Source organism: Staphylococcus sp. GDY8P85P, from assembly GCF_017892405.1.
Classification (GTDB): Bacteria; Bacillota; Bacilli; order Staphylococcales; family Staphylococcaceae; genus Staphylococcus; species Staphylococcus borealis.
On the sequence record NZ_JAESLA010000041.1, the window covers coordinates 1 to 25,146 of the forward strand.

The 25,146-nt window shown below is 32.6% G+C and carries 26 protein-coding genes and 1 riboswitch; of the genes, 22 read left to right on the forward strand and 4 right to left on the reverse strand.

Going from position 1 to position 25,146, the window contains the following annotated elements; genetic code table 11:
- Positions 1 to 479 precede the first annotated feature (479 nt).
- Together KA828_RS08815 and KA828_RS08820 are read left to right on the forward strand one after the other, a co-directional pair.
- A complete protein-coding gene (locus KA828_RS08815; RefSeq protein WP_210126062.1) occupies positions 480 to 1,235 on the forward strand; it encodes an SDR family NAD(P)-dependent oxidoreductase in 756 nt (251 codons plus the stop codon).
- Positions 1,236 to 1,249: 14 nt separating this feature from the next.
- Positions 1,250 to 1,492, forward strand: a complete 243-nt coding sequence (locus tag KA828_RS08820) for a hypothetical protein (protein ID WP_193839309.1) — start codon at positions 1,250 to 1,252, stop codon at positions 1,490 to 1,492.
- A gap of 140 nt (positions 1,493 to 1,632) precedes the next feature.
- Here the strand turns inward: KA828_RS08820 and KA828_RS08825 are convergent, their stop codons facing one another.
- Entirely contained in the window at positions 1,633 to 2,541 is a 909-nt protein-coding gene (locus KA828_RS08825) for an aldo/keto reductase (RefSeq protein ID WP_210126063.1), read from the reverse strand.
- 81 nt (positions 2,542 to 2,622) lie between these two features.
- Between KA828_RS08825 and KA828_RS08830 the strand changes: the two genes are divergently transcribed.
- From KA828_RS08830 to xerD, 3 genes are all read left to right on the forward strand, one after another.
- Positions 2,623 to 3,165 (forward strand): NUDIX hydrolase, encoded by a 543-nt coding sequence (locus tag KA828_RS08830; protein WP_070854996.1) that lies wholly within the window; start codon positions 2,623 to 2,625, stop codon positions 3,163 to 3,165.
- 104 nt (positions 3,166 to 3,269) lie between these two features.
- Complete coding sequence (fur, locus tag KA828_RS08835) at positions 3,270 to 3,716, forward strand: ferric iron uptake transcriptional regulator (RefSeq protein WP_011275714.1); 447 nt, start codon at positions 3,270 to 3,272, stop codon at positions 3,714 to 3,716.
- 97 nt (positions 3,717 to 3,813) lie between these two features.
- Positions 3,814 to 4,701, forward strand: coding sequence for a site-specific tyrosine recombinase XerD (xerD, locus tag KA828_RS08840; protein WP_070854997.1), 888 nt, complete (start codon positions 3,814 to 3,816; stop codon positions 4,699 to 4,701).
- A gap of 338 nt (positions 4,702 to 5,039) precedes the next feature.
- Here xerD and KA828_RS08845 read toward each other — a convergent pair whose 3' ends face one another.
- Complete coding sequence (locus KA828_RS08845) at positions 5,040 to 5,558, reverse strand: DUF309 domain-containing protein (protein ID WP_210126064.1); 519 nt, start codon at positions 5,556 to 5,558, stop codon at positions 5,040 to 5,042.
- A 93-nt stretch (positions 5,559 to 5,651) separates the two neighbouring features.
- Between KA828_RS08845 and KA828_RS08850 the strand changes: the two genes are divergently transcribed.
- The 6 genes from KA828_RS08850 to KA828_RS08875 all read left to right on the forward strand — a co-directional run bounded on the left by KA828_RS08850 (position 5,652) and on the right by KA828_RS08875 (position 11,251).
- Complete coding sequence (locus KA828_RS08850) at positions 5,652 to 6,383, forward strand: segregation and condensation protein A (protein WP_070854898.1); 732 nt, start codon at positions 5,652 to 5,654, stop codon at positions 6,381 to 6,383.
- A complete protein-coding gene (gene scpB / locus KA828_RS08855) occupies positions 6,376 to 6,915 on the forward strand; it encodes an SMC-Scp complex subunit ScpB (RefSeq protein WP_075109247.1) in 540 nt (179 codons plus the stop codon). The genes KA828_RS08850 and scpB overlap by 8 nt, the downstream gene beginning before the upstream one ends.
- Positions 6,912 to 7,649: a pseudouridine synthase gene (locus KA828_RS08860; RefSeq protein ID WP_210126065.1), complete on the forward strand. Its 738-nt coding sequence runs from the start codon at positions 6,912 to 6,914 to the stop codon at positions 7,647 to 7,649. The genes scpB and KA828_RS08860 overlap by 4 nt, the downstream gene beginning before the upstream one ends.
- A gap of 147 nt (positions 7,650 to 7,796) precedes the next feature.
- Complete coding sequence (locus tag KA828_RS08865) at positions 7,797 to 8,522, forward strand: response regulator (protein ID WP_210126066.1); 726 nt, start codon at positions 7,797 to 7,799, stop codon at positions 8,520 to 8,522.
- Positions 8,503 to 10,260, forward strand: a complete 1,758-nt coding sequence (locus KA828_RS08870) for an ATP-binding protein (protein WP_210126067.1) — start codon at positions 8,503 to 8,505, stop codon at positions 10,258 to 10,260. The genes KA828_RS08865 and KA828_RS08870 overlap by 20 nt, the downstream gene beginning before the upstream one ends.
- Before the next feature lie 248 nt (positions 10,261 to 10,508).
- A riboswitch (FMN riboswitch) is annotated at positions 10,509 to 10,636 on the forward strand.
- A 63-nt stretch (positions 10,637 to 10,699) separates the two neighbouring features.
- Complete coding sequence (locus KA828_RS08875) at positions 10,700 to 11,251, forward strand: ECF transporter S component (protein ID WP_193839317.1); 552 nt, start codon at positions 10,700 to 10,702, stop codon at positions 11,249 to 11,251.
- A gap of 70 nt (positions 11,252 to 11,321) precedes the next feature.
- On the opposite strand, the gene KA828_RS08880 is transcribed toward KA828_RS08875, so the two are convergent.
- The gene (locus tag KA828_RS08880; RefSeq protein WP_002449743.1) at positions 11,322 to 11,570 is read right to left on the reverse strand and encodes a ferredoxin; all 249 of its coding nucleotides are present in this window, start codon (positions 11,568 to 11,570) and stop codon (positions 11,322 to 11,324) included.
- A 109-nt stretch (positions 11,571 to 11,679) separates the two neighbouring features.
- On the opposite strand from KA828_RS08880, the gene KA828_RS08885 reads away from it, so the two are divergent.
- From KA828_RS08885 to ypdA, 4 genes are all read left to right on the forward strand, one after another.
- The gene (locus tag KA828_RS08885) at positions 11,680 to 12,633 is read left to right on the forward strand and encodes a YpbB family protein (protein ID WP_210126068.1); all 954 of its coding nucleotides are present in this window, start codon (positions 11,680 to 11,682) and stop codon (positions 12,631 to 12,633) included.
- Positions 12,626 to 14,005 (forward strand): RecQ family ATP-dependent DNA helicase, encoded by a 1,380-nt coding sequence (locus KA828_RS08890; protein WP_210126069.1) that lies wholly within the window; start codon positions 12,626 to 12,628, stop codon positions 14,003 to 14,005. The genes KA828_RS08885 and KA828_RS08890 overlap by 8 nt, the downstream gene beginning before the upstream one ends.
- 144 nt (positions 14,006 to 14,149) lie before the next feature.
- Positions 14,150 to 15,712: an elastin-binding protein EbpS gene (gene ebpS / locus KA828_RS08895; protein ID WP_245336077.1), complete on the forward strand. Its 1,563-nt coding sequence runs from the start codon at positions 14,150 to 14,152 to the stop codon at positions 15,710 to 15,712.
- Between the two features lie 285 nt (positions 15,713 to 15,997).
- Positions 15,998 to 16,984 carry a bacillithiol disulfide reductase YpdA gene (gene ypdA / locus KA828_RS08900; RefSeq protein ID WP_075109241.1) on the forward strand — a complete coding sequence of 329 codons (987 nt, stop codon included), beginning with the start codon at positions 15,998 to 16,000 and terminating at the stop codon, positions 16,982 to 16,984.
- A gap of 317 nt (positions 16,985 to 17,301) precedes the next feature.
- Here ypdA and KA828_RS08905 read toward each other — a convergent pair whose 3' ends face one another.
- Positions 17,302 to 18,276: an asparaginase gene (locus KA828_RS08905; protein ID WP_210126071.1), complete on the reverse strand. Its 975-nt coding sequence runs from the start codon at positions 18,274 to 18,276 to the stop codon at positions 17,302 to 17,304.
- Positions 18,277 to 18,352: 76 nt separating this feature from the next.
- On the opposite strand from KA828_RS08905, the gene cmk reads away from it, so the two are divergent.
- The 7 genes from cmk to KA828_RS08940 all read left to right on the forward strand — a co-directional run bounded on the left by cmk (position 18,353) and on the right by KA828_RS08940 (position 25,126).
- Positions 18,353 to 19,009, forward strand: a complete 657-nt coding sequence (gene cmk / locus KA828_RS08910; protein ID WP_075108764.1) for a (d)CMP kinase — start codon at positions 18,353 to 18,355, stop codon at positions 19,007 to 19,009.
- Positions 19,010 to 19,319: 310 nt separating this feature from the next.
- On the forward strand, positions 19,320 to 20,498 hold the full coding sequence (rpsA, locus tag KA828_RS08915) for a 30S ribosomal protein S1 (RefSeq protein ID WP_210126072.1): 1,179 nt from the start codon (positions 19,320 to 19,322) through the stop codon (positions 20,496 to 20,498).
- A 361-nt stretch (positions 20,499 to 20,859) separates the two neighbouring features.
- Positions 20,860 to 22,170 (forward strand): ribosome biogenesis GTPase Der, encoded by a 1,311-nt coding sequence (gene der / locus KA828_RS08920; RefSeq protein ID WP_070854888.1) that lies wholly within the window; start codon positions 20,860 to 20,862, stop codon positions 22,168 to 22,170.
- Between the two features lie 15 nt (positions 22,171 to 22,185).
- Positions 22,186 to 23,184, forward strand: a complete 999-nt coding sequence (locus KA828_RS08925) for an NAD(P)H-dependent glycerol-3-phosphate dehydrogenase (protein ID WP_210126073.1) — start codon at positions 22,186 to 22,188, stop codon at positions 23,182 to 23,184.
- A 168-nt stretch (positions 23,185 to 23,352) separates the two neighbouring features.
- The gene (locus KA828_RS08930) at positions 23,353 to 23,625 is read left to right on the forward strand and encodes an HU family DNA-binding protein (protein WP_011275733.1); all 273 of its coding nucleotides are present in this window, start codon (positions 23,353 to 23,355) and stop codon (positions 23,623 to 23,625) included.
- Positions 23,626 to 23,835: 210 nt separating this feature from the next.
- Positions 23,836 to 24,423 carry a heptaprenyl pyrophosphate synthase subunit A gene (locus KA828_RS08935; RefSeq protein WP_075108767.1) on the forward strand — a complete coding sequence of 196 codons (588 nt, stop codon included), beginning with the start codon at positions 23,836 to 23,838 and terminating at the stop codon, positions 24,421 to 24,423.
- Entirely contained in the window at positions 24,416 to 25,126 is a 711-nt protein-coding gene (locus KA828_RS08940) for a demethylmenaquinone methyltransferase (RefSeq protein ID WP_075108768.1), read from the forward strand. Before KA828_RS08935 ends, KA828_RS08940 begins: the two co-directional genes overlap by 8 nt.
- Positions 25,127 to 25,146 lie beyond the last annotated feature (20 nt).

Below are 25,146 nucleotides of genomic sequence, written 5' to 3' on the forward strand. Positions count from 1 at the left end.
AGCTGAAAATAATCAAAAAATTTATAAAAAAGACAATTTCTATATTATTTCAATAGAAATTGTCTTTTTTCACTTATCCAAGAACATTATGTCCCGGACTCATACGCATAAGCTTTAGCTTAGGTGATCCTTTGGGTGATTTTTTACAATTCGTTGTCCGCTCCCAGCTTGCTTTGCTTGTGGAATTTCTTAATGAAATTCTCTCTGCTGGGGCCCCACCCGCAAGGATGACTAGAACTGAGAAAAGCTTGATTTAAGCGCCTTTTCAGTTCAGTCAGCTACTGCGAATTTCAAAATAGTATCATCATATCATTTATAATTTCATTTTTTACGCATAAGCTTTAGCTTAGGTGATCCTTTGGGTGATTTGTTATAAAAGTTAGTGCATGCAATTAGATATAACTCAATTACTAGAAAACTTTATACACTAAATATTTTAAGGTAATATAAAATTATTCAACGTTAGAGAGGAAATGTCTATGATAGGTAAACACTATGTGGTAACTGGTGGTACAAGTGGCTTAGGTCTCGAAATCACTAAACAGCTTATTCAAAAGGGCGCGCATGTTACATTACTTGCTAGAAGCAAACAAAAATATAAACACATTGACTTCTCACCATATGAACATAATGTCCAAATGATTCCGTGTGATATGCAAGACAAACATGCAATTAGCCAATTACCTCAATATATTGATACGCAAATAGATGGCATTATTTATAGTTCTGGATTAGGGTACTTTAAATCAATCAATCAACACACCCCTGATGAAATGACAGAAACGTATGAAGTTAATATTATCGGGTTTAATTTATTATTACATGCTTTAATGAACCAATTGTCTCCACACGCGAGTATTGTTGGAATCTCTAGTCAAGCTGCTTTTGTCACACAAGCTAATGCCGCGCATTACGGTGCGTCTAAAGCGGCATTGAATGCGGTATTAAATGCACTACGATTGGAACACCCATCTTTTCATGTAATGTCTGTGAATACTGGTCCGATTAGAACAGCATTTCATGAAAAGGCAAACCCAAGTCTCACTTATGCACACAAGTATGACGCAATGATGTTAGATCCAACTTTATTAGCTAATGATGTTATTAAAGGGATAATTGAACGTAAATGTGAAATCAATCAACCTAAATGGATGCACACCACTTTAAAATTTTATCAATTATTCCCTAGGTTGCTTGAATCACTTTTTCCATTTTTATTCAAAAACAAACAATAGATCGGAGTGATTGTATGTTATGTTGTGTGAACCATAACGTTAAACAATGTATTGAGAATATGAATGCACTACCACCACATTCCATTTTTACAATTGCAGATTTAATTGGGGAGAATAATTATGACTTATTAAATGCTGACGAACAATCATTCATAGATTTCAAATTTCATGAATTAATTTTGAGAGGTGAAATCATGAATGTGACTATCAAAGACGAAAATCACAATGGTCATTACACTTACTATAAGCAGTATTAAAGTTAGAATTAAGTTGTAATAAAAAGGCGGGAGTGGGTCAAAATTCTTTTATGAATTCTTAGTCCCATCCCGCACCGAGGTTTTGCAAAATAGTATTTTTACATCATTTATGTCTCAAACGCTTCTGTATTATAACTACATTATTTTAAATGTTGTGTGTATTCTAAATTTTTCACTCTGTCTCGAGCTGCTTTTACTTGATCAAGGCTTACATGTTTATTGTAATTATTAACATTTTCTTCTAATTGTTGTGGTGAGCTAGCGCCAACGATGATTGCACCAAGTGCATCGTGAGATTTTAAATATTCAAAAGATAAAGCACTAAGATTACTTTCTATTTCTTTAACTGAAGCAATCGTTTCGCCTAAATCATGATGTGTATAATCAAATATGCCCTCACTAAATTTATGATCTAGGGCATCAATACTATTAGAAGTTAATAACCCTTTAAACACAGGGCCGCGTGCTAATACTTTAACACCATTGGCATGTATGTCATTTAATAATTGTTCTGGTCGATTATCAATTAAATTGAATTGAGACATAATTGTCTCGATTTCACTATGTTTTAAATAATAATCGATAACATTAGGGCGGATTGAAGAAATACCATAGGCTTTAATAATACCATCTTGTTTTAACTCATTAAATGCACTGATCGTTTCATCTAATGGATCATCTATTGTTCCACCATGTAATTGATATAAATCGATATGGTCCAATCCTAATCGTTGTAAAGAACCTTTAACACTTTCCTTAATATATTGTTTAGATGGATCCCATGTAGTCCCGCCATCTTCAGTAGGACGATTTCCTACCTTCGTTCCAATTATAATATCATCCCTATTTTGATATTTTTTTAAAGCTTTGCCTACAATTTCTTCGTTAACGCCTCTGTCATAAATATCTGCAGTATCAAAATACGTAATACCACTTTCAATCGCTTTTTCAATGATAGGTTCAGCCTTGGCAAAATCTGTGCCTAAACTCATACATCCTAATCCTAATTCTGAAATTTCGATGCCACTCTTTAAAATATTCTTTTGCATGTCCAATCTCCTTTCGATACACTTTAAGTAACGCATTCATCTTACCAATTTATATACTGAATTAAAAGGGACGTGAATTTTTTGGAATTTAATGAGAAAACTTTCGATAGAACTGTTATTTACAATGGTAAAATTATTGATTTAGAAATACATGATGTAGAATTGCCTGATGGGAATACATCTAGAAGAGAATTAGTTTATCATAACGGTGCGGTAGCAGTTTGTGCAATAACACCAAATGATGAGGTATTACTTGTTAAACAATTTCGTAAACCAGTTGAAAAAGCATTATTAGAAATTCCAGCTGGAAAATTAGAACAAGATGAAATACGTGAAGAAGCTGCTAAACGCGAATTAGAAGAAGAAACAGGTTATGTTGCAAATAACTTAGAATTTGTTACTGACATGTATGGTTGCCCTGGGTTCACCAATGAGAAACTTACGATTTATTTCAGCAGTAACCTAAGTGAAGGTCAACTTAATTTAGATGAAGATGAGTTTGTAGAATTGCATAAAGTGCCTATTTCAGAAATAAAAGCATTACTTGATAATCATGAAATCGAGGATGCTAAAACAATCATTGGGTTGCAGTATATATTATTAAATTATAATCATTCTAATTAAGTGCTGTAAATAGCTTGCATTTAATTGAAAATATTGGTAATTTAGTAATTGAAATATTTTCAATTTAAAATGATTATAATTATTAATAGAGGAGTGTCGCTCCCATGGAAGAACGATTAAATCGCGTAAAACAACAATTACAACAGTCTTCATATAAATTAACACCACAAAGAGAAGCTACTGTCCGTGTTCTAATTGAAAATGAAAAAGACCATCTTAGTGCTGAAGATGTATATTTGAAAGTAAAAGACAAAGCACCTGAAATAGGTTTAGCTACTGTCTATAGAACTTTAGAACTTCTCGCCGAAATAAAAGTTGTCGATAAAATTAATTTTGGTGATGGTGTTGCTCGTTTCGATTTAAGAAAAGAGGGCGCTAAACATTTCCATCACCATTTAGTGTGCATGGAATGTGGAAAAGTAGATGAAATCCATGAAGATTTACTACCACAAGTTGAAGAAAGAGTCGAAACAGAATATAACTTCAAAATTTTAGATCACAGATTAACGTTTCACGGTGTTTGTGCTGAATGCCAAGCAAAAGGAAAATAAACAAATAATAGGCTAGGACAATTTCAAATGATTGTCTTAGTCTTTCTTAATATCACATCATAGTTTAATGTGAGTCTATTCAAATAGAGGTGTTGTAATGGAAACAATTATTGAAGAATATTTAAAATTTATACAAATCGAAAAAGGTTTAAGCGAGAATACGATAGGTGCCTATCGCAGAGACTTAAAAAAATATCAAATATATATGCAAGAAAACAAAATTGCGCATATTGATTTTATTGATAGACAAACGATCCAAGAATGTCTAGGTCATTTAATAGATCAGGGCGCTTCTGCAAAATCTATTGCGCGATTTATTTCAACGATTCGCAGTTTCCATCAATTTGCGCTACGTGAGAAATATGCAGCGAAAGATCCTACAGTTCTTATTGAAACGCCTAAGTATGAGAAGAAACTTCCAGATGTATTAGATGTTGAAGAAGTGATTCAGTTACTTGAAACACCAGATTTGAATAAAAATAATGGATACCGTGACCGTACAATTCTCGAATTATTATATGCGACTGGTATGCGTGTGACTGAATTAATACAAATCGAGATAGACGATGTGAATTTAATTATGGGGTTTGTAAAAGTGTTTGGTAAAGGGAACAAGGAACGCATTATCCCATTAGGGGATACTGTAATCGAATATTTAGACACATATATCAATTCTGTTAGACCTCAATTACTTAAAAAAACCGTCACAAACGTGCTTTTTTTAAATATGCATGGACGACCATTGACACGTCAGGGTATTTGGAAACTAATTAAACAGTATGGTTTAAAGGCAAATATCAATAAAACATTGACACCTCATACGTTAAGACACTCATTTGCAACACACCTATTGGAGAATGGTGCAGATTTACGTGCAGTTCAAGAAATGTTAGGTCATTCCGATATTTCGACTACACAATTATATACACATGTTTCTAAAACTCAGATTAGACAGATGTATAATCAATTCCACCCAAGAGCTTAAAAGAATTAAGTATTTATAGTAATGATTAATTATAGATAGATGACTACTTAGAAGGAGATTGGTTTATATCAAGGAATGAGGGGTGGGGAGGAGACAGAATATTTCTTGAATTCGATGTATCCCCAGCAAAAAGAATGTCTTAGTGATATTCTTTTTGCTGGGGCTCTTCCTTAAAAGACTGCTAGAGCTAAAAGCAACTTGACTTAACTGTCTTCTTCGTTAAGTCAACTATTGGAAAAATTCCAAATAGTATTACTATATTTTTTGTCTCAGTCTCTAATAGATTACGCTTTATTTCTACAGTAAAGCGAGTTATTTAGTGGCAGTTTGAATTTTAACTAATCATCCATCCAACTCCTCATCCGCTTTTTATACATCAATGCTTGTTGTCTGGCATTGATCACATCGCTTCTATCTCTCAGTTTGTGGTAATTAACAATATAATTATCTTCAGTAGAAAGAAATGTAAATGAATAATCTGGATACCTATCAATTATTTGTTTTTCAAAGTTTGAATTGATAGGTAAATATACCGGTTTGAATGGTTTCAAGTCATCTATAGCTTTAATCTCATTCACAATTAATGTTTGAAATGCATGTTCACTAAGATTTAGCACAGTTTTATCATATGCGTCATTAAAGGTATTTAATGACTTTTCAAAAGTTATCCGCGCACCTTTGGTATTTCCTCTTCTATAATGATACATGGCAGTAGAAAATAAAATTAGGCTTACAATGCCATCCTTTTTAGAAAACCGACTATTTGCTTTCCAAGCATCCTCTAAAATATCATGACATAAGAAATAATGCTGATGTTTATGAAAGTAATAATAAAAATCGATTAAGGCTTTTTCCAATCCGACTCATCCTTAATTTAATGTTTGTAGTATTCATGCTATAATACTTTAGTAAATTATGCACGATTTAGATTCAGTATAAGGACGATTAACATGTATGAAGTAAAATTAGATGCCTTCAATGGCCCGTTAGATTTATTACTACACCTAATTCAAAAATATGAAATTGATATTTATGATATACCTATGAAATCATTAACAGAACAATATATGCAATATGTTCACGCTATGAAACAATTAGAAATCAATATAGCGAGTGAATATTTAGTTATGGCATCAGAGTTATTAATGATCAAAAGCAAATTATTGCTACCGCAACATGATGTTGATGAACATTTAGAAGAAGATCCACGAGAAGATTTAGTAGGTCGACTTATTGAATATCAAAATTATAAAGAATATACAGAATTATTAGCCGAAAAGAAAGAAGAACGCGAGCACTATTTCACTAAGCACCCAACTGATTTATCCCATCTTGAAAAAGACGTCACATGGGATCAAAGTCAAACATTAGATTTAACTGATTTAATTGTTGCTTATCAACGTGTTAAAAATAGACTAGCACTTAATACACCTAAGACTGTTGACATCGTTAAAGAAAGCTTTACGATTCAACAAGCAACTGAAAAAGTAACGACACAATTAAAACATCATACATCGTTTAACTTCTTTAGTTTGTTTACTTTTAGTGAACCATTAGAACAAGTGGTTACTCACTTCTTAGCAATATTAGAAATGTCTAAATCTGGACAAATCAATATTGAACAAGTTAAAAATTTTGATGATATACGTATCGTTAGAGGAGTGAATTTTAATCTTGGATAAACATGGAATCATAGAGGCATTGCTATATACAGCTGGAGATGAAGGTCTTGAAGAAAAGCAAATTTTAGAGATTCTAGATATTAATCAAGCAAAATTAGCTGAATTAGTGTCATCGTATACTTCAATTGGTTTAATGATTCAAAAATTTGGTTCAACTTATATCTTAACTTCAAAGAAAGAAGCATCACCTTATATTGAACAACTCATTGAACAAAAATCAAATATGAAGTTATCACAGGCAGCAATGGAAACATTGTCGATTATTGCATATAATCAACCATTAACTCGGAGTGATATCGAATTAATTAGAGGCATTAATTCCGATGGTGCAGTTAGAACTTTAATTGCCCGTGGTTTAATTGAAGCAAAAGATGTGGAAAATTCACGTAGTCATGCTTTACAAACAACAGATTTATTTTTAAATGTATTCGGAATAGAAAAAATTGAAGATTTACCAACGACTGAAGAAGATGAAGAAGAGATGGAAGATTTCTTTAGTAATTTAGTAAATCAAAAAGGAGATACGAAATGAGCAAAGAATTAGAAAGGCTTCAAAAACGCATTGCTAATAGTGGGTATACATCACGCAGAAAAGCTGAAACTTTAATTTCAGAAGGAAAGGTAAAAGTCAACGGTGAAACTGTGACTGAATTAGGTACTAAAGTTAAAAGTTCTGATACTGTTGAAGTAGAAGGAATTAAAATAGAACAAGAAGACAAAATGTATATATTATTCTACAAACCAACGCAAGTGATTACAAGTGTGTCTGATGATAGAGGACGTACAGTAGTCACAGACTATTTTAAAGATTTAGAGACTAGAATTTATCCAGTTGGCAGATTAGATTATGATACTTCAGGTCTATTACTACTAACAAATGATGGTGAATTTACTAATTTAATGACACACCCTAGATACCACATTCAGAAAAAGTATGTTGCTAAATTAAAAGGATATCTCATGCGAGAAGAAGTCAAAGCTTTAGAAAAAGGGATTGAACTAGAAGATGGGTTTACACAACCAGCACAAGTGAAAGTAAAAAAACAGGATAAAGATAAAAACACTACACTTGTAGAAATTACTATAAGCGAAGGTAGAAATCGTCAAGTTCGTCGTATGTTTGAACACTTTGGTCACCAAGTTGATAAATTAACAAGAATTGAGTTCGGCAACTTAAATCTTAAAGGTTTAAATGCAGGTGAGGGTAGAGTCATCACACCCCATGAAGTTAAAGTATTAAGACACATGGCAGAAAATGGAAAATAAATAATATTTTACAATAGTAAGAGAATTTAATTTAACTTAATTTCTCTTGCTATTTTTTTCACAAAGTTAACTTTAAAGTAAAGCTTTCAATCATGCTATATGCTATAATATTGAGTGTATTGAGCATGTGTAGGAGGTATAAACAAAATGACAAACGAAATTTTAATTGTAGACGATGAGGATAGAATTAGAAGGTTACTTAAACTCTACCTAGAGAGAGAATCGTTTACGATTCATGAAGCAAGTGATGGTAAAGAAGCCTATGATCTTGCAATGGAGAATGACTATGCGTGCATACTTTTAGACTTGATGCTACCAGATATGGATGGAATTGAAGTGGCATCTAAATTACGTGAACATAAAGACACACCTATTATTATGCTTACTGCTAAAGGTGAAGAAACAAATAGGGTTGAGGGGTTTGAATCAGGCGCTGATGATTATATCGTTAAACCATTCTCTCCAAGAGAAGTTGTATTAAGAGTTAAAGCATTATTGCGTAGAACGCAATCTTCTAAACCTGAACAAAGTGAACCTCACGCAAGAGATGTTATAGAATTTAATCATTTAATCATTGATAATGATGCTCATCGCGTTTTAGCTGATAATCAACAAGTGAATTTAACGCCTAAAGAATATGAGTTACTTATTTATTTAGCTAAGACACCTAATAAAGTTTTTGATCGTGAACAACTATTAAAAGAAGTATGGCATTATGAGTTTTACGGAGATTTAAGAACGGTAGACACTCATGTAAAACGCCTTCGTGAGAAACTTAATCGTGTATCTGAAGATGCTGCACATATGATTCAAACTGTATGGGGTGTTGGTTACAAATTCGAGGTAAAGTCTAATGACGAACCGACTAAATAGTGTGGTAATAAAACTGTGGTTAACTATACTTTTCATAGTAACGACAGTTTTAATTTTATTAAGTGCAGCTTTAATTACATTTATACAGTATTATTACACCCAACAAACTGAAAATGCTATAAGGGAAGACGCGTCTAGAATTAGTCACTTAGTTGAACAAGCAGAAAATAAGACGTTAGCCATTCAACATAGCCAACAATTAATTGATGGCTCAGGTGGCGTGATTATTATGGCAAATAAATCTTCAAGTCTTAATCAATCCAATAGTGAAACTAAAAATAAAATGCTTGAAGCAATACACAATAACGCCCAATTCCAACAAGTCTTTTCAAAGGGTAAATCTACTACCCAAAATATTACCATTAGTAATAATGGTAATTCGCACTCTTATATTCTATTGGGCTATCCAATGAAAGCACAAGACAATGCAAACTCAAAGTATAGTGCTGTATTTATATATCAAGATTTGAAATCTATTGAAGATACGAATAATGCAATTACAATTATCATTCTAATTACTGCAATTATCTTTATTGCCATTTCAACTGTATTTGCTTTCTTTTTATCAAACAGAATTACAAAGCCTTTGAGACAACTTAGAACGCAAGCGTTAAATATATCTAAAGGGAACTATTCTAAACAGACAAGCGTCTCAACTAAAGATGAAATAGGTGAATTATCACATACTTTCAATCATATGAGTTCTGAAATACAAGAGAATATTGAAGCACTTTCAACTCAAAAAAATATTAGAGATAGTCTAATCAATTCTATGATAGAAGGTGTACTAGGCCTAAATGACAAAAGAGAAGTTATCCTTTCAAATAAAATGGCTGATGATATTACTAAATCACTTAGTGCACCTGTATATAAAGACATTGAAAAGCAAATCGAAAAAACATTTGTTTCAAAGAATACAGAATTCCAAGAATACGAAATTAATAACAAATATTATGTCATTATCATGAGTTATATCGAGCGAATCCAACAAGATGGCCGTAGTGGTCTAGTAGTCATTATTAGAGATATGACCAATGAACATAATCTTGATCAAATGAAAAAAGACTTCATTGCTAACGTTTCACATGAATTGAGAACTCCTATTTCTTTATTACAAGGGTATACAGAGTCCATTGTAGATGGCATTGTAACAGAGCCCGATGAAATTCGAGACTCTTTATCTATCGTGCTTGATGAAACAAAACGTTTAAATCGTCTAGTCAATGAATTATTGAATGTAGCGCGTATGGATGCAGAAGGTTTAACTGTTAATAAAGAGAAACAACCCATTAAACCTTTATTAAATAAAATGCAAATGAAGTATAAACAACAGGCACAAGATTTAGAGTTAGACATGTCACTTGCGCCAGAAATGACTGATGAATTGTGGGATTATGATGCCGACCGTATTGATCAAGTACTAACAAATCTGATTGATAATGCCACACGTTATACTCAACCGGGTGATTCAATTACAATCACTTCATCATCTGATGACACATATCAGACATTGTACATTAGCGATACCGGAAGTGGTATATCTCCGGAACATCTTGAACTTGTTTTTGATAGATTTTATAAAGTCGAAGCATCAAGAACGAGAGGGAAACAAGGTACTGGTTTAGGATTATTTATTTGCAAAATGATTATCGAAGAACATGGTGGTTCTATTCAAGTAGAAAGCGAAGTAAACAAAGGTACAACATTTATCATTAAATTACCTAAACCTAAGTGCTAATATGATTACAATCATACGCACTTATCTATCAAGCGCTTTAATTTAAGTTACAGTAGAAACTCGTACATCACGACGTTTGACTTAACGTACTAGCTTTTATTCTAAAAATGAAATTACTAGACCAAGAGTGGGTCAGAATTCATGTTGAATCTGATTTCACTCTTTTTTTATCTAATCAGTTTAAGCACCATGATTGCGCAATGCGCTCACATAAGGTAATATAAAAATTAAATTAATATATAGTTATAATTCATCTTCGGGGTAGGGTGTAAGTCCCAACCGGCAGTAATTCAAGCCTGCGACCCGCTTCTTATGAAGTGGCTGATTCAGTGAAAATCTGAAGCCGACAGTATAGTCTGGATGGGAGAAGATGGAGATTTTTTGTTGTGCAAAATTATCTCCTATTCTAAGTAAGATGAATGGAAGGAGATAATTCAATATGCAACAAAACAAACGTCTTATCACGATAAGTATGTTAAGTGCGATAGCGTTCATTTTAACATTTATTAAATTTCCGCTACCATTTTTACCCCCATACTTAACATTAGACTTTAGTGATGTGCCAACATTATTAGCAACATTCCTTTTGGGTCCCGTTGCTGGTATTATTGTAGCACTTATAAAAAATATACTTAACTTTTTATTTAACATGGGCGATCCAGTGGGCCCAGTTGCTAACTTTTTAGCAGGTGTGAGTTTCTTATTATCCGCTTACTATGTTACAAAACGTCAAAGACAACATACACATACGCCACGTTCTTTAGTTATAGGACTCGCAATTGGTACTATAGTTATGACTATTGTGTTAAGTGTATTAAACTACTTTGTGTTACTTCCTTTATATGGGATGATTTTTAATTTAGGAGATGTATTTAATAATTTAAAAATCGTCATTTTATCTGGTGTTATACCTTTTAATATTATTAAAGGTGTTGTGATTTCAATTATATTTGTACTATTATACAATCGATTAAAACGCGTTTTATCATAAAAAAATCTCCTATTGCTGAATGAAGTACGCAGCAATAGGAGATTTAATATTTATTTGATTGTGCCATAAACTATTCAAATTTAAGGGCATCACCATCAAATGGTTCTTCTTCAATTTTAATTGAATCAGTTGGACAACCTTCAAGAGCATCTTCCATATCTTCATATAATTCTTCTGGTACTTCTGCAGTACCTTGATTATCATCAAGGATTACGAAAGCAATACCTTCGTCGTCATAATCGTAAATGTCTGGCGCCGCAGCACCACATGCGCCACAAGCAATACATGTATCCATATCAACGATTGTATACTTTGCCAAATTCTTCGCCTCCTTTGATAAAAATGCTACACTAGTATAACAAATGTTAACTAACACTTCGATTAATTTATTTACTATTTTATTAGTTACATAAAGTGAGGAATCATTAATGCATTCTATTATTACCTATGCATCAAATCATTCATTCGAATATAAAACCAATAAAAGTATCTATAATATTTTAATTGGGAAAAAATCACATCAAACTTTTTTTGATGCATGTTCCCAACAACTTTTATCATTATATCACAGTTTACCTAAATTAAAATATCCGTCTTTTGAGCGATTTTTGAATAGTAATGATGACCAGAATATCAACATTACCATTCATCCAAGGTTTACATACGATAGTATCATTCAAACATTTAGTTGTATTCAATTACTTATACAAACGATGACGCATTACAAAAATAATCATTTAGACTTTATACCTATTACGCAACAAGTCACAGTTCAAAATAAAGTAAAGCAATTATATTCAACTATCATCGAGAGTGACTTAATTGATGATTTAGAAAATGAAATTGAGCAGCTTTTTCATATCATTCATGAAACGTGCAATGGCAACTGTTTGATTCATTATTATTTACAAGGGTATGAAGAACCAATGTATACGCGTCAACAAGTTTCTCTTATTGAAGACATACCAGTAACCGATTTATTTGTCCATGAATTGAATAATTTAGTTCAAATGATGTTTGCACTAGAGCATAAAGAACAATTTCCGATATTATCTCAAACCATTATTTTACCTACATTACTAAATAAAACTACAATTACATATCATCAATTACTCAAAGGACTTTCAATGAATGAAGCTGCAGTGACTCAAAATGTTAAAATCAATACGATTGAAGACCATGTGCTTGAATTATTTATTAAAGGTTATTTTACATCGTATCAACAATATGTAAGTACGACAGATTATAGTTCGTTCATAGAATTCTATCATCAGAATAGAGGATATCGATTAAAAATATATAAAGAACAATTCAATCAATTATCTTATTTTCAAATCAAATTACTAATTATCGGAATTGAAAGAGGTGAGTTAAGTGCTTGAAGATAAATTAAAAGAGTGGTTCGGTTTTTCCTCATTTAATCCGGGTCAGAAAGAAATTATTGAAAGCGTATTGAGTGATAAAGATACGTTAGGAATTCTTCCAACAGGTAGTGGCAAAAGTTTATGTTATCAAATGCCAACTTATATAAAAGAAAAGCCAACTCTCATCATTTCACCTTTAATCTCTCTTATGGATGACCAAGTCATGCAATTGAAATCTCAAGGAGAGAAATTGGTTGCTTCTATTCACTCAGGTATGGATGAAAATGAAAAAAGGCAAAATATAAATTTACTACAAAAAAGTCGATTTGTGTTTTTAAGTCCAGAATTTATGTTACAATCTCAAAATTTCAAATTAATTAAGAACATAGATTTCGGTTTAATCGTACTCGATGAGGCACATTGTCTATCAGAATGGGGATATGATTTTCGACCACACTATGCAATTATTGGAGAAATTACATCTTATTACAAGAATGCAACCATATTAGCCCTAACGGCGACAGCACCACCTCATCTTGAAAAAGATTTAAACCTTATTTTATCTAAGGAATTAACTGTTATTAAGACTTCTATGAATCGGCAAAATATTGCTTTTTCACATCTCAATTTTGATGATGATGATAGTAAAATCAAGTGGTTATTAAACTTTTTAGAACAATCTGGACCTACAATCATTTATGTTTCATCCAAAAAAGTATGCTTAGAATTAGCGACCACGATTTATCATCATGGTTATTTAACTGGTATATACCACGGTGATCTATCCTATCAAGAACGCCATACTGTTCAAAATCAATTTATGGAAAATTTTATACCCGTTATTGTGGCCACAAGCGCTTTCGGTATGGGGGTCAATAAAAAAGATATTAGAACAGTGATTCACTTTCATTTATCGACAAGTCCATCAAACTATTTACAAGAAATAGGTAGAGCAGGTAGAGATAATTTACCAAGCCAAGCGATAAGCCTATATCAACCAGATGACAGCTTCATATTGGAAACATTACTTTTTAGTGATGCGATTACAACTGGAGATATTGACGCTTTTGATATTGGCGTATTCCTACCACCACAAAAGGAAGAAATTCTATCCATTTTGAGTCAAAGATATTCATCCAAAGTGCTTAAATCAATATTCAACAACGCTTTAATACGTAAAAAATTAGGTTATCAAAGGATGATTGGATATACATCTTTAGATCAATGTAGACGCCGCTATTTATTAGAATTTTTTGGTGATACACCAATTCAACCTAAACAATGCTGTGATATTGATTCGGATTTAGAATCCATTCACGTTACAAACCGAAAAAAAGTTAAAAGAAAATTAAATTATAGTGAAAAGTTAAAATATTTATTTAAAGTATAGTTGCTTTTCTTTACTAAAATTATTTTAAGAGGATATAATTAAAATACTTAAAGTTTTTTCAAGAAATATCGTGATACTATACATATTTCACACTTTGTGGGGTATATGGTATGTGATATTAAAATATTTAATTAAGAGAGGATGATGACCGTGTCTAAAAATAATTTTAGAGATGATTTCGAAAAAAATCGTCAGTCTATCAATTCTGATGACCAATTCGAAGAAAACACAAATGAGTTTGATGATAACTCAAACCATTCAGATGAATTTGAGAATCAATCAGATCAACAATTCCCACCTAGAAATGCACAAAGACGTCAAAGAAGACGAAACCAAGCTACAAATAAAAACAGAAAATTCGATAATCAAACTTCTGATTCAAATGCTACTGGTTCACTTGATGACCGACACGATGAAGACTCTTTAAATGAGTTACAACACAATCAAAAAGAGAATCAATTAGATAAAGCATCAATACATAAAGATGATGAACACTCACCCGAAAGAGACTTTAATAATCAATCGTCTCGAGAAAATCATCGTCATGAAGCATCAAGTAGAAAGCACGATAAAGACTATGATAATGAAAGTTTAAATGATGATGATCGTCACCATCGTGATCACCAAGAGCATATCGATGCAAACAAACATGATAAGTCAAAACATGGTAAAGATGCTGCACTAGCTGGTGGTGCTGGTGTCGCTGGTGCTGCAGGCGCCAAAGCTGCTAAGGATAAACGAAATAAAGACACGAATCATCGTTCAAATCATAATGAACATAAAGATGACGATCATTTAGATCATGATTATAAGCGTAATCGCAATAGAAAACATAACAATGAAAAGCAACTCGATGACAATCAAGAACATCTTTCTAAAGATGAATCAAAAAAAGGTAATAAAGGGAAAAAAGCTGCAGTCGGTGCTGGTGCTGCAGGTGCCGCTGGTGCTGCTGGCGTAGCAGCCGCAAAACATAAAAAAGATAATAAAGACCATCATAATCATAAAGATAATCATACGAATGAAGAACACAATGATAAAAAACATCATGAGGATAATGATGGATTCCAAGCTCATAACGGTAAAAAGAAACGTGGTTTAGCAGGTCTTTTACTTCCATTAATTGCGTTATTACTTATTCTAGCAGCACTTGCTATCTTTATTGGTATGTATTTAAACAATGATAAAAAAGATAGCGACCAAGCTGATAATAACAAAACTGAACAAACTGCAAACAAAGATAATGACAAAGATAGCAAAGACAAAGCTAGCGACGACAATGATAAAAATAAAGATAATGCTACTAAAGATGATGACTCAAGTGACAAAGCTACAAGTGATAATGAATCATCAAGTAATTCAAGCGATGATAATAGTAGTACTTCTGGCAACAATGATTCATCAAACGCATCTGACAACAGTTCATCATCAGATAGCGATGCTTATAATTCAAATAGCAACAGTGATAATGCTAATTCACAAGACACTCAGAACAGTGGTAATCAAAATAATAGTAATAACAATCAATCAAATAATACTAATTCAGGACAACAAACGCATGTCGTATCAGGTAACGAGAACCTATATCGTATCGCGATTCAATACTACGGAGAAGGTACTGTTGAAAATGTTAACAAACTTAAACAAGCGAACGGCTTATCTAGTAATAACATTTCAAATGGCCAAAGATTAGTAATTCCACAATAATGACATTAAATTAAAATGGCTATAGGATAAAAATTAGAAAATAATGCTACGTTGTTCATTCATCGTAGCAGACTAAAATTGAGAGGGTGCTTAAATTAAGCATATCTCTCATTTTAGCTAACCTTGCAGGGGTAGGACAATGGATTCAAAAAGAATTCAGTCCTATCCCTGATTTCTTTATAAAACTTATAATCTCATTAAATTGTAAATATTATAGGTGCGATTCTATTTAGAAATCATGTTACAACTGCTATAATTAATTGGTGATTAAAGGAGGCCAATGACATGCAAAGCATAGAAAGTATTATAATCGGCGGAGGCCCATGCGGTTTAAGTGCTGCTATCGAACAAAAAAGAAAGGGTATTGAAACATTAGTCATCGAAAAAGGGAATGTTGTAGATGCTATATATAAATATCCAACACATCAAACATTCTTCTCATCTAGTGATAAATTGAGTATTGGCGATATACCATTTATCGTTGAAGAAAGTAAACCTCGACGCAATCAAGCGTTAGTTTATTATAGAGAAGTTGTTAAACATCACCAATTAAATGTTCATGCATTTGAAGAAGTGTTAACTGTTAAAAAGATTGATAATAAATTTACTATAACAACTACCAAAGATGTGTATGAATGTAAATTCTTAACTGTTGCAACTGGATATTATGGTCAACATAATACATTAGAGGTTAAAGGTGCAGAACTTCCGAAAGTACAACATTACTTCAAAGAAGCACATCCTTATTTCAATTTAAATGTAACTGTAATTGGTGGTAAAAACTCTGCAGTTGACGCGGCATTAGAATTAGAAAAAGCTGGCGCAAATGTAACTGTATTATATAGAGGCGATCGTTATTCATCTGCTATTAAACCATGGATTTTACCTAACTTTGAATCATTAGTTAATCATGAAAAAATCACAATGGAATTTAATGCTAATGTAACTGAAATCACTGAAAATAGTGTGATTTATGAAAAAGCAGGTAAATTAATTGAAATACCTAATGATCATGTATTCGCGATGATAGGATACCATCCTGATTACGACTTTTTAGAATCAATTGGAATAGAAATCAATACAAATGAATTCGGTACTGCGCCAGTTCATAATAAAGAAACGTTTGAGACAAATGTAGAGAATTGTTATATTGCCGGCGTCATTGCTGCTGGTAATGATAATAATGCAATCTTTATTGAAAACGGTAAGTATCATGGAGGGATTATTACCCAAAGCATTTTAAGTAAAAAACAAACACCTCTCGAAAGTTAAGGTGTAATCATAAAATGCTAAACGCAACGAGATAAATATTTCATAGCTACAATGCACTTTCATAGTAGCTAAATAGAAGAGTCCGGGACAAAAATAATCTAATGAAGCTATTTTGCAAATTCGCAGTAGCTGACTGAACTGAGAAGGCGCTTAAATCAAGCTTTTCTCAGTTCTAGTCAGCCTTGCGGGCGGGACCCCAGCAAAGAGAATTTCANNGGGAGTGGGACGACGAATTTAAAAAGAATTCTGTCCCACTCCCTTGTTATCTTATTTTATTCTTATCAGATTCAATTCAATGCGACTTTTTTCGGCCCTTGCTAATTTTGCTTTTCGAAATAATGCTTCATTTCTGACGTATTAAGATGATTACTTAAACCAATTAATAATTTTAGTCTCGCTTTCGGACCATTTAATCCATTCGAAAATATTAAACCTTTATTTGATAATTGGAACCCACCGCCATCATAGGCATATACAGGGCTTACAATACCATTAAAGGATCTTGAAACTAACACAATTGGTATTTTATTGTCCAAGCATGATTGAACGCCATTTAAGCAACTTGGTGGCAAGTTACCTTGACCCAAAGCTTCAATGATAATACCATCTACATGCTGTTGTGAATAGAAGTTAAATATGTCACTGTCCATCCCCATATACGCTTTAATCAATGGCACGCTTAACTCATGATTGACTATATTAAAAGACTGTTGTTGATAGGGCTGATTATAAAATTGAACATTATCTTTGGTTAAAATACCTAATGGACCTTGATTAGGACTTTGGAAGGTATTAATGTTAGACGTATGCGTCTTAGTGACATTTCTGGCAGTATGTATTTCATCATTGAATACGACCATTACACCTTTGTCTTGCGCATCGCTGGATGAAGCTACACGAATGGCCGAAATAAAATTATATAAACCATCAGAACCAATTTCATTTGAAGATCTCATCGCTCCAGTAATCACAACTGGATATCGAATATCTATTAATAAATCAAGAAGATATGCAGTTTCTTCAAGCGTGTCTGTTCCGTGTGTAATCACATAACCATCGTATTGATTTGTCTTATTTGCATCAATAATGATATTTCTCAATTGTTCAACGTTTTGAATTGTTATGTGTGGAGACGGAATGTTAAATGGATGGATTTCATCTACGTCAGCGTATTGACCAATAATGTCTGTATGTAAAGATATTGGATTTACATCATTTGTTACTACTTGGTTGGATTGATTTTGAGACATGCTAATCGTACCACCAGTATGTATAACTAATAATCGCTTCATTGCGTTCCTCCTATTTTTGATTTACATATTTATGATAAAATAATACAAACAAAACAACAAGGAAGGATAAAATAATATGGACTTAATAAATATTGCCTTGGATGGTCCTGCAGCAGCAGGTAAAAGTACAATTGCTCGACAAGTTGCTAGTAAATTATCAATGATATACGTTGATACTGGTGCAATGTATCGCGCAATAACTTATAAATATCTTCAAAATAATAAACCTGAAGATTTTAAAGCACTCGTTGATCAAACTACTTTAGAATTAACTTATGATAAAAGTAAAGGACAACGTATCTTATTAGATGATCAAGACGTTACAGATTTTTTAAGAGAAAATGATGTGACTCAAAATGTATCCTATGTCGCTTCTAAAGCGCCTGTTAGAACATTTGCAGTTGAAAAACAAAAAGACCTAGCAGCAAAAAAAGGGATCGTCATGGATGGACGCGATATTGGCACAGTAGTGCTACCAAATGCAGAATTAAAGGTGTACATGATTGCTTCAGTTGAGGAGAGAGCTGAAAGACGACAAAAAGAAAATGAACAACGTGGTATTCCTTCAACATTATCGCAACTAAAAAAAGAAATTGAAGAAAGAGACCACTATGATATGAATCGTGACATTTCACCTTTAAAAAAAGCAGACGATGCGATTACAGTGGATACAACTGGCAAAACGATTGAAGAAGTAACTGAAGAAATAATGAACTTAGTTAACAATTTATAAATGAGCAATAATAGCTATATAGAATAATTTGTACTTAATTTAGAATAAAGTGCGAATTATTTTAAATAGCTATTTTTATTCTATATAATTAAAAGTGGTAATAATTAATCACTGTTTAAATCGTATAACATTTATTAAGGTTCATTAAAATTATAAATCTTTAAAAGTTACAAATCAGTTAAATTTCTATTTAATAATTTTGATAATTGATAATTTTTTTAAGAACTTATGAAACTAAAGGGGAATTTCTTGACAATTCTACTGGTTTATAAGATGTTATATGTATGTAGTGTATAAGGAGGCAAATAAGATGACTGAAGAATTCAATGAATCAATGATTAATGATATTAAAGAAGGTGACAAAGTCACTGGTGAGGTTCAACAAGTTGAAGACAAACAAGTCGTAGTTCATATTAATGGTGGCAAATTCAATGGTATTATTCCAATTAGCCAACTTTCAACTCATCATATTGAAAACCCTAGTGAGGTTGTTAAACAAGGTGATGAAATAGAAGCATATGTTACTAAAATAGAAGTTGATGAAGAAAATGACTCAGGTGCATATATTCTTTCTAAACGTCAACTTGAAACTGAAAAATCATATGAATATTTACAAGAAAAATTAGATAATGATGAAATAATTGAAGCAAAAGTTACAGAAGTAGTTAAAGGTGGCCTAGTTGTAGATGTAGGTCAACGTGGTTTCGTACCTGCTTCACTCATTTCAACTGATTTCATTGAAGATTTCTCTGTATTTGAAGGACAAACTATTCGTATCAAAGTAGAAGAATTAGATCCTGAAAATAATAGAGTCATTTTAAGCCGTAAATCAGTAGAGCAAGCTGAAAATGATGTTAAAAAAGCTTCTTTACTAGAATCATTAAATACAGGCGATGTTATTAAAGGTAAAGTAGCTCGTCTAACTAACTTTGGTGCTTTCGTTGATATCGGTGGCGTAGATGGCTTAGTCCACGTTTCAGAACTCTCACACGAACATGTTGATTCTCCAGAAGATGTTGTTTCTGTAGGACAAGAAGTAGATGTGAAAGTTAAATCTGTAGAGAAAGATGCAGAACGTATTTCACTTTCTATTAAAGACACTTTACCAACACCATTTGAAAGTATTAAAGGACAATTCCATGAAGATGATGTTGTCGAAGGTAAAGTTGTACGTTTAGCTAACTTTGGTGCTTTCGTTGATATCGCACCAGGTGTACAAGGCTTAGTTCATATTTCAGAAATTGCACATGAACATATCGGTACACCAGGTGAAAAGCTTGAGCCAGGGCAACAAGTTAATGTTAAAATTTTAGGTATTGATGAAGAAAATGAACGTATTTCACTTTCAATCAAAGCTACTTTACCTAAAGAAGATGTCGTTGAAAGCGATGATGCTACAACTCAATCTTATTTAAGTAATGATTCAAACGAAGATAATCCAACACTTGGCGATGTCTTTGGTGATAAATTCAAAAACTTAAAATTCTAATCTAAAGTTATGATAGAAATTCATGAGGCTGGGACAAAATAAAATGTCTCAGTCTATTTTATTGTTCTGGCAGTAGCTGACAGATGTGAATCAATTTGATTTAAGCGTGTTATCAACGTGATAGGTTGCATGGATTTTGATGATTAACCTTAACAAAATTTTGATGCCAACCTGATTACCAATCTTAGTATTATCTTTTAAGCAAAACATTTAATGAATCGTTCTCTATTTAATTAAGGTGTTATCATTCAAATTTCAATTATCAATTCATTATAATGTAACTTAACTTATATACTTTGTTTGAAATAAATAGGTCATATGATAAAATTATAGAGATTTTAGAAAGAGAGGAAGTTAGCTTATGACGAAACCTATTGTAGCGATTGTAGGAAGACCCAATGTAGGGAAATCTACAATCTTTAATAGAGTAGTAGGTGAACGTGTTTCAATAGTCGAAGACACACCTGGTGTTACTCGTGATAGAATTTATTCATCAGGCGAATGGTTAACACATGAATTTAACATTATTGATACTGGTGGAATTGAAATCGGTGACGCACCATTCCAAACACAAATTAGAGCACAAGCTGAAATTGCAATAGATGAAGCAGATGTTATTATTTTTATGGTAAATGTGCGTGAAGGTTTAACTCAAAGTGATGAAATGGTTGCACAGATGTTATATAAATCTAAAAAACCAGTTGTGTTAGCCGTTAATAAAGTAGATAATCCTGAAATGCGAAACGACATTTTTGATTTTTACGCATTAGGTTTTGGAGATCCATATCCTATCTCAGGCTCACACGGCCTAGGATTAGGTGATTTGTTAGATGAAGTGGTTAAACATTTTCCAGAGGATTATGAAGACCCTTACGACGAAGACACAATACGATTATCAATCATCGGACGTCCTAATGTTGGAAAATCTAGTTTAGTAAATGCAATTCTTGGCGAGGACCGTGTTATTGTATCGAATGTTGCTGGAACGACTAGGGATGCCATTGATACTGAATATAGTTATGATGGCCAAGATTATGTTTTAATCGACACTGCTGGAATGCGTAAAAAGGGTAAAGTGTATGAGTCCACTGAAAAATATTCCGTATTACGTGCGCTTAAAGCCATCGAACGTTCTAATGTTGTACTAATCGTTATAGATGCAGAGGAAGGTATAATAGAACAAGATAAACGTGTAGCAGGTTATGCTCATGAAGAAGGTAAAGCCGTAGTAATTGTAGTGAATAAGTGGGACACAGTCGATAAAGATAGTAACACAATGAAGAAATTTGCAGATGATGTTAGAAACCAATTTCAATTTTTAGATTATGCTCAAATCGCTTTCGTTTCTGCCAAAGAAGGTACACGCCTACGCACGCTATTCCCTTATATTAATGAAGCAAGCGAAAATCATAAGAAACGTGTTCAAAGTTCAACATTAAATGAAGTAGTGACAGACGCTATATCTATGAATCCTACGCCAACAGATAAGGGTCGTCGTTTAAATGTATTTTATACTACACAAGTAGCTATCGAACCTCCTACGTTTGTTGTATTCGTAAATGATGTCGAATTAATGCACTTTTCTTATAAACGTTACCTTGAGAATCAAATTCGTCATGCATTTGGTTTTGAAGGAACACCTATTCACATCATTCCGAGAAGAAGAAACTAAAAAGGAGATAATACTATGACTAAAATTACTGTTTTTGGTATGGGAAGTTTTGGTACTGCATTAGCCAATGTGTTAGCAGAAAATGGACATACTGTTCTAATGTGGGGTAAAAACGAAGATAGTGTCAAAGAATTAAATGATCACCATCAAAATAACCGTTATTTAAAAGATGTCGTACTCAATAGTAGTATTAAAGCCACTAGCGATATCAATGAGGCTGTGAATTTTACCGATATTTATTTAATGGCTTTACCTACTAAAGCTATGCGTGAAGTAACTAGTCAGATTGATGGTTTGATCAACACAAAGAAAATCTTCATCCATGTAGCTAAAGGTATTGAAAATGATACATTCAAACGTGTTTCAGAAATGATTGAAGATTCTATATCTGAAGAACATAATGGTGGCATAGGTGTATTATCAGGTCCTAGCCATGCTGAGGAAGTAGTAATTAAGCAACCAACAACTGTGGCTGCATCATCAAAAGATGAAAAAGTTAGTGAGCTTATTCAAGATTTATTTATGAATGATTATTTACGTGTCTATACTAATAACGATTTAGTTGGTGTTGAATTAGGTGGCGCGTTAAAAAATATAATAGCAGTCGCAAGTGGTATCGTGGCAGGTATGGGCTATGGAGATAACGCTAAAGCTGCTTTAATGACACGTGGTTTAGCTGAAATAAGCAGATTAGGTGAAAAATTAGGTGCTGATCCTATGACGTTTTTAGGACTTGGCGGAATTGGTGACTTAATTGTTACGTGTACATCTACACATTCCCGTAACTACACATTGGGATATAAGTTAGGACAAGGCCAAACTATGGATGAAGCATTAAATGAGATGAATATGGTTGTAGAAGGTATTTATACTACTAATTCTGTATATCATTTAGCCAAACAACAAAATGTGGATATGCCTATAACGAATGCACTTTACAAGGTTTTATTCGAAGATAAACCAGTTAAAGATAGTGTAAAAGACTTGATGGGAAGAGATAAAAAATCTGAATAGCGTGTAATATTACTCTATTTCAAAAAATTTTCGCAGATTTGCACTTAAAATACTGATATTTCAGTGTTTTAAGTGCATAAATTATTGCGGTAACATTAATTGTTGTGTTAAAGTCATAGCATAATGATATAAAGATATCATTATCATTCATCTGGAGGTGAACTCGTAATGAATAAAACTGACTTAATTAACGCAGTTGCAGAACAAGCTGATTTAACTAAAAAAGAAGCTGGTTCAGCTGTAGATGCTGTTTTCGAATCAATCCAACAATCACTTTCTAAAGGTGAAAAAGTACAATTAATTGGTTTCGGAAACTTCGAGGTACGTGAACGTGCTGCACGTAAAGGACGTAACCCTCAAACAGGTAAAGAAATCGAAATTCCTGCAAGTAAAGTTCCAGCATTTAAAGCTGGTAAAGCATTAAAAGATGCTGTTAAATAATTTACTTAAAAGCCCTATAAAGGGCTTTTTTTTTATACATATATCATTTCAAAAGACTTAATTTGTAATATGTAATTCAACTTGACTATTGCAAATGTCTCATCAGCGTATATATTCAAATAACTAAAGTAATATCCACTTAAGTCACTGTATTTTATTTTTATTCATATAATGTTAAGATGTATAGTGATAATAACGTGAGGTGTGAACATGGAAACAACAATAAGCAAATTAAATAGACAAATTAATCAAAAGCTTACAGGAATTCATGACTATGAAACAATTCATATAAATGCTAATTTGAGTGCATTACTTGATACTTATGACATTCCTGAAAATGCTAAACTTGCTTGCCTCACTATCGATACTTCAATGAAACATCTTGATGAGATAACACAAAACCAAAAGTCAAAAAAATCTATTTTAATTGGTGATTTACTAAGCGCTCATTTTTATACGCTTTTAGCTGAAATAAATGATCCAACGTTTCAATTAGCAATGAGCAAAGCGATAGTCAAATCGAATGAATTAAAATCATCATTACATCATCAAGTATTAGAGTCTGAAGCTATCTATGATGCAATTATTGAAATTGAAACAATCTTCCCATATATAACTTTGTCTCATTTCAGTAAAGAACAAGTAACGCCTTTAGATTTATATCAACAATTAATTTCCGAGGTTGATGACTATTATCCATCTTACCTAAAGATGTACCAACCATCTGATGTACGTCAGTTTTTACAAAATATCAATCAAAGTTATATAGAGAAAAGTAGAGGTAATATTAATGACTGAAAATAATGCAAAAAAAGAACAAGTTCATACAGTCTTCCAAAATATTTCAAGTAAGTATGATCGCTTAAACAACATTATTAGTTTTGAGCAGCACAAAGTGTGGCGAAAACATGTAATGAAAGATATGCACGTTAAAGTTGGTAGTAAGGCACTTGACGTGTGTTGCGGTACTGCTGACTGGACGATTGCACTTAGTAAAGCAGTAAGTGCGCATGGTGAAGTAACTGGTTTAGACTTCAGTGAAAACATGCTAGAAGTCGGTAAAGAGAAAACAAAGCATATGGATAATATTCATTTAGTTCATGGAGATGCAATGAATTTACCATTCGAAGATAATTCATTTGATTATGTCACAATTGGCTTCGGTCTCCGTAACGTACCTGATTATTTAGTTGCATTAAAGGAAATGAATAGAGTATTAAAACCAGGTGGAATGGTCGTTTGTCTTGAAACAAGTCAACCAACAATGCCCGTATTTAAACAAATCTATAAGTTATACTTTAAATTCATAATGCCAATTTTCGGTAAATTATTCGCTAAATCTAAGGAAGAATATGAGTGGTTACAACAATCTACGTTCGATTTTCCAGATAAAGACAAATTAAAACAATTATTTGAACAAGCTGGCTTCACTAAAATTAAAATCCGTAGCTTTACAGGTGGCGTTGCTGCAATGCATCTAGGCTATAAACAAAAAAGTTAGACAAAATAAAAGGTGATTAA

What these genes read in the sequence shown, in the direction of transcription:
- KA828_RS08815 (WP_210126062.1), top strand. Translation starts at nt 480, where the DNA reads ATGATAGGTAAACACTATGTGGTAACTGGTGGTACAAGTGGCTTAGGT.
- KA828_RS08820 (WP_193839309.1), top strand. Translation starts at nt 1,250, where the DNA reads ATGTTATGTTGTGTGAACCATAACGTTAAACAATGTATTGAGAATATG.
- KA828_RS08825 (WP_210126063.1), bottom strand. Translation starts at nt 2,541, where the DNA reads ATGCAAAAGAATATTTTAAAGAGTGGCATCGAAATTTCAGAATTAGGA.
- fur (WP_011275714.1), top strand. Translation starts at nt 3,270, where the DNA reads ATGGAAGAACGATTAAATCGCGTAAAACAACAATTACAACAGTCTTCA.
- xerD (WP_070854997.1), top strand. Translation starts at nt 3,814, where the DNA reads ATGGAAACAATTATTGAAGAATATTTAAAATTTATACAAATCGAAAAA.
- KA828_RS08850 (WP_070854898.1), top strand. Translation starts at nt 5,652, where the DNA reads ATGTATGAAGTAAAATTAGATGCCTTCAATGGCCCGTTAGATTTATTA.
- KA828_RS08860 (WP_210126065.1), top strand. Translation starts at nt 6,912, where the DNA reads ATGAGCAAAGAATTAGAAAGGCTTCAAAAACGCATTGCTAATAGTGGG.
- KA828_RS08865 (WP_210126066.1), top strand. Translation starts at nt 7,797, where the DNA reads ATGACAAACGAAATTTTAATTGTAGACGATGAGGATAGAATTAGAAGG.
- KA828_RS08870 (WP_210126067.1), top strand. Translation starts at nt 8,503, where the DNA reads ATGACGAACCGACTAAATAGTGTGGTAATAAAACTGTGGTTAACTATA.
- KA828_RS08875 (WP_193839317.1), top strand. Translation starts at nt 10,700, where the DNA reads ATGCAACAAAACAAACGTCTTATCACGATAAGTATGTTAAGTGCGATA.
- KA828_RS08885 (WP_210126068.1), top strand. Translation starts at nt 11,680, where the DNA reads ATGCATTCTATTATTACCTATGCATCAAATCATTCATTCGAATATAAA.
- ebpS (WP_245336077.1), top strand. Translation starts at nt 14,150, where the DNA reads ATGACCGTGTCTAAAAATAATTTTAGAGATGATTTCGAAAAAAATCGT.
- ypdA (WP_075109241.1), top strand. Translation starts at nt 15,998, where the DNA reads ATGCAAAGCATAGAAAGTATTATAATCGGCGGAGGCCCATGCGGTTTA.
- KA828_RS08905 (WP_210126071.1), bottom strand. Translation starts at nt 18,276, where the DNA reads ATGAAGCGATTATTAGTTATACATACTGGTGGTACGATTAGCATGTCT.
- cmk (WP_075108764.1), top strand. Translation starts at nt 18,353, where the DNA reads ATGGACTTAATAAATATTGCCTTGGATGGTCCTGCAGCAGCAGGTAAA.
- rpsA (WP_210126072.1), top strand. Translation starts at nt 19,320, where the DNA reads ATGACTGAAGAATTCAATGAATCAATGATTAATGATATTAAAGAAGGT.
- der (WP_070854888.1), top strand. Translation starts at nt 20,860, where the DNA reads ATGACGAAACCTATTGTAGCGATTGTAGGAAGACCCAATGTAGGGAAA.
- KA828_RS08925 (WP_210126073.1), top strand. Translation starts at nt 22,186, where the DNA reads ATGACTAAAATTACTGTTTTTGGTATGGGAAGTTTTGGTACTGCATTA.
- KA828_RS08930 (WP_011275733.1), top strand. Translation starts at nt 23,353, where the DNA reads ATGAATAAAACTGACTTAATTAACGCAGTTGCAGAACAAGCTGATTTA.
- KA828_RS08935 (WP_075108767.1), top strand. Translation starts at nt 23,836, where the DNA reads ATGGAAACAACAATAAGCAAATTAAATAGACAAATTAATCAAAAGCTT.
- KA828_RS08940 (WP_075108768.1), top strand. Translation starts at nt 24,416, where the DNA reads ATGACTGAAAATAATGCAAAAAAAGAACAAGTTCATACAGTCTTCCAA.